1 tRNA gene and 2 rRNA genes are annotated in these 3,781 nt (G+C 54.3%); all 3 read right to left on the bottom strand.

Annotated features, from left to right (window positions below):
• Window positions 1-468 precede the first annotated feature (468 nt).
• Window positions 469-545 (bottom strand) — tRNA-Met (locus JI744_RS13900).
• Window positions 546-616: 71 nt separating this feature from the next.
• A 5S ribosomal RNA gene (gene rrf, locus JI744_RS13895) occupies window positions 617-731 on the bottom strand.
• Window positions 732-831: 100 nt separating this feature from the next.
• Window positions 832-3,665, bottom strand: a 23S ribosomal RNA gene (locus tag JI744_RS13890).
• Window positions 3,666-3,781 lie beyond the last annotated feature (116 nt).

Raw genomic sequence — 3,781 nt, 5'->3', positions numbered from 1 at the left:
GCGCGCCGGGCGCTTGAGCAATCTGAGGGCTCCGCGCCCGGCGCGCTTGCCCAACCCGAAACCGACCACTATCAACCCCAAGGACTCTCGTTATGAACGAGGGACGACCGGGGGGCAGGTCACTTCAATTGGCGGGTTCCTCAGATAACTCGACGTTGGGACGAGAGCACTAAGCTTGTCTTCCTGGACTTCCACGACGATCATGTTTGGTGTGTTCCTCCAATCACGAACGTCTGGCGCAAGTACGCGACAAAAGTTCCTAAGGACGAGTTCGTTTCCGCGTTGTTGGCAGGCTCACTCCCCACCAGCATATTTCACTACGAGCACGTAGAAAGTGTTCCACAGCGTGGGCTGGCGCCCGCTTGGTACGGCGCTCGTAAAACGTTGACATGGCGTTGACACGTTTTGGATAAGCAAAAACCCGACGGTTTGCGTCGGGTTATAAGTGTTTGTTTTATCGGAAAGATTTGGTTGCGGGGGCAGGATTTGAACCTGCGGCCTTCAGGTTATGAGCCTGACGAGCTACCGGGCTGCTCCACCCCGCGCCGATTCCCTTCCGGGTTTTGAGTATGGAAGGGTTTTTGTTTGAGATCATAGAGGAGCTGGAGTTCATTAGGTTTGGCGGTGACCTACTCTCCCACGTCTTAAGACGCAGTACCATTGGCGTGTTGGCCCTTAACGGCCGAGTTCGGGATGGGATCGGGTGTTTAGCCAGCGCTATGACCACCAAACCGAATGAACTCCAGCGGCTCTTTCGAGCCGTAACATCAGTGATTGTTCCAAGTTAGTGATACTTATGGTGCTTTTGATATGGTCTTGCTGTTTCTGGATCAGATCAAGCCAATCGGGCAATTAGTACCGGTCAACTGAATGCATTGCTGCACTTACATCTCCGGCCTATCGACGTGGTGGTCTTCCACGGCCCTCAAGGGAGACCTAGTTTTGAAGGGGGCTTCCCGCTTAGATGCCTTCAGCGGTTATCCTGTCCGAACATAGCTACCCAGCACTGCCGTTGGCACGACAACTGGTCCACCAGTGGTTCGTTCAACCCGGTCCTCTCGTACTAGGGTCAACTCTTCTCAAGTCTCCTGCACCCACGGCAGATAGGGACCGAACTGTCTCACGACGTTCTAAACCCAGCTCACGTACCTCTTTAAACGGCGAACAGCCGTACCCTTGGGACCTGCTCCAGCCCCAGGATGAGATGAGCCGACATCGAGGTGCCAAACGATGCCGTCGATATGGACTCTTGGGCATCATCAGCCTGTTATCCCCAGAGTACCTTTTATCCGTTGAGCGATGGCCCTCCCACTTGGGACCACCGGATCACTATGGCCGACTTTCGTCTCTGCTCGACTTGTCAGTCTTGCAGTCAGGCTGGCTTCTGCCATTGCACTCAACGAGCGATTTCCGACCGCTCTGAGCCAACCTTCGCGCGCCTCCGTTACGATTTGGGAGGCGACCGCCCCAGTCAAACTCCCCACCATGCATGGTCCCGGACCCAGATAAGGGGCCGCGGTTAGACGCCAAGAAGGCGAAGGGTGGTATCTCAAGGATGACTCCACGAGGACTAGCGTCCCCGCTTCAATGTCTACCACCTATCCTGCACATCACATTCCTGGCGCCAGTGCAAAGCTAGAGTAAAGGTTCATGGGGTCTTTCCGTCTAACCGCGGGTAGTGTGCATCTTGACACACAGTTCAATTTCGCTGAGTCCACGTTTGAGACAGCGGGGAGATCGTTACGCCATTCGTGCAGGTCGGAACTTACCCGACAAGGAATTTCGCTACCTTAGGACCGTTATAGTTACGGCCGCCGTTTACTGGGGCTTCAATTCAGAGCTTGCACCCCTCCTTTTAACCTTCCAGCACCGGGCAGGCGTCAGACCCTATACGTCGTCTTACGACTTCGCAGAGCCCTGTGTTTTAAGTAAACAGTCGCCACCCCCTAGTTTGTGCCCCCCGCCCATACTTGCGTACAGACGGGGCTCCCTTCTCGCGAACTTACGGGAGCATTTTGCCGAGTTCCTTAAACGTGGTTCTCTCAAGCGCCTTGGTATACTCTACCAGCCCACCTGTGTCGGTTTGGGGTACGGTCTGATGTGGGGCTATTTCCAGGGACCTCGCAGCAGCCCGGTCAATCCGTTAAGACCGAACTACAGTAAAGATCCGTCACATCCCACTGGCCAGGGAATATTAACCCTGTTCCCATCGACTACGCCTTTCGGCCTCGCCTTAGGGGCCGGCTTACCCTGCTCAGATTAGCTTTAAGCAGGAACCCTTGGGCTTTCGGCGACAGGGTCTCTCACCCTGTTTGTCGCTACTCATGTCAACATTCTCGCTTCTGATCTCTCCACCGGATGCCTTACAGCCCGGCTTCACAGAAAGCTCTCCATGTCCACGCTATCCCGAAGGATAGATAAGACATGATGAGCTATATCACAGAACGCTCCGCTACCACGCATATCGCTATGCATCCCGAGCTTCGGCTCATGGCTTGAGCCCCGTTACATCTTCGCCGCAGGACAGCTTATCTAGACCAGTGAGCTGTTACGCTTTCTTTAAATGATGGCTGCTTCTAAGCCAACATCCTGGTTGTTTTGGCCGTCCCACATGCTTTCCCACTTAGCCATGAATTAGGGGCCTTAGCTGCAGGTCAGGGTTGTTTCCCTCTTCACGACGGACGTTAGCACCCGCCGTGTGTCTCCCGGATAGTACTCATCGGTATTCGGAGTTTACTTAGGCTCAGTAAGACTGTGGGTCCCCATTGCCCATGTAGTGCTCTACCCCCGATGGTATTCGTCCGAGGCGCTACCTAAATAGCTTTCGCGGAGAACCAGCTATCTCCAGGTTTGATTAGCCTTTCACCCCTAGCCACAAGTCATCCAGACCCTTTTCAACGGGTGTTGGTTCGGACCTCCAGTTGGTGTTACCCAACCTTCATCCTGCTCATGGCTAGATCACCTGGTTTCGGGTCTGATCCAACGAACTCATGCGCCCTTTTAAGACTCGCTTTCGCTGCGCCTACACCTATCGGCTTAAGCTCGCTCGTTAGACCAAGTCGTTGACCCATTATACAAAAGGTACGCCGTCACCTCTCAAGGAGGCTCCGACTGCTTGTAGGCGTCCGGTTTCAGGTACTGTTTCACTCCCCTCGTCGGGGTGCTTTTCACCTTTCCCTCACGGTACTGGTTCGCTATCGGTCAGCAAGGAGTACTTAGCCTTCGGGGGTGGTCCCCCGATCTTCAGACAGGATTTCACGTGTCCCGCCCTACTTAATATGTCCCGTGGAGCTTCCTGTACGGGGCTGTCACCCGCTATGGCCCGCCTTTCCAGACGGTTCCAGTCACTCTTCCAGGCTCGGCTGGTCCGCGTTCGCTCGCCACTACTAACGGAGTCTCTATTGATTTCCTTTCCTCCGGGTACTTAGATGTTTCAGTTCCCCGGGTTTGCTTCAAAACCCCTATGTATTCAGGGTAATGATACCTGGTTCAGCCCATTATAAACTACCGAAGTAATTATAACGAACTGTCAGGTGGGTTTCCCCATTCGGACATCCATGGATCAAAGCCTATTCCCGGCTCCCCATGGCTTAACGCAGGGTATCACGTCCTTCATCGCCTCTTGCTGCCAAGGCATCCACCAAACGCCCTTCTCGCGCTTGATCTGATCCAGAAAGAGCAAGACCTTCTTGCGAAGATCGTCGTCTTTCCGATCAAAAGCTTAGTATTTACCCGCCGAGCAGCCGCTGGTTCGCTGGCTGCTCCGGCTAGTGTACTAGAC

Source organism: Fuscibacter oryzae (genome assembly GCF_016765795.1).
GTDB lineage: Bacteria > Pseudomonadota > Alphaproteobacteria > Rhodobacterales > Rhodobacteraceae > Fuscibacter > Fuscibacter oryzae.
The sequence above is the reverse complement of the archived record's forward strand: the minus strand, read 5'-3'. Positions and strand labels throughout refer to the sequence as shown.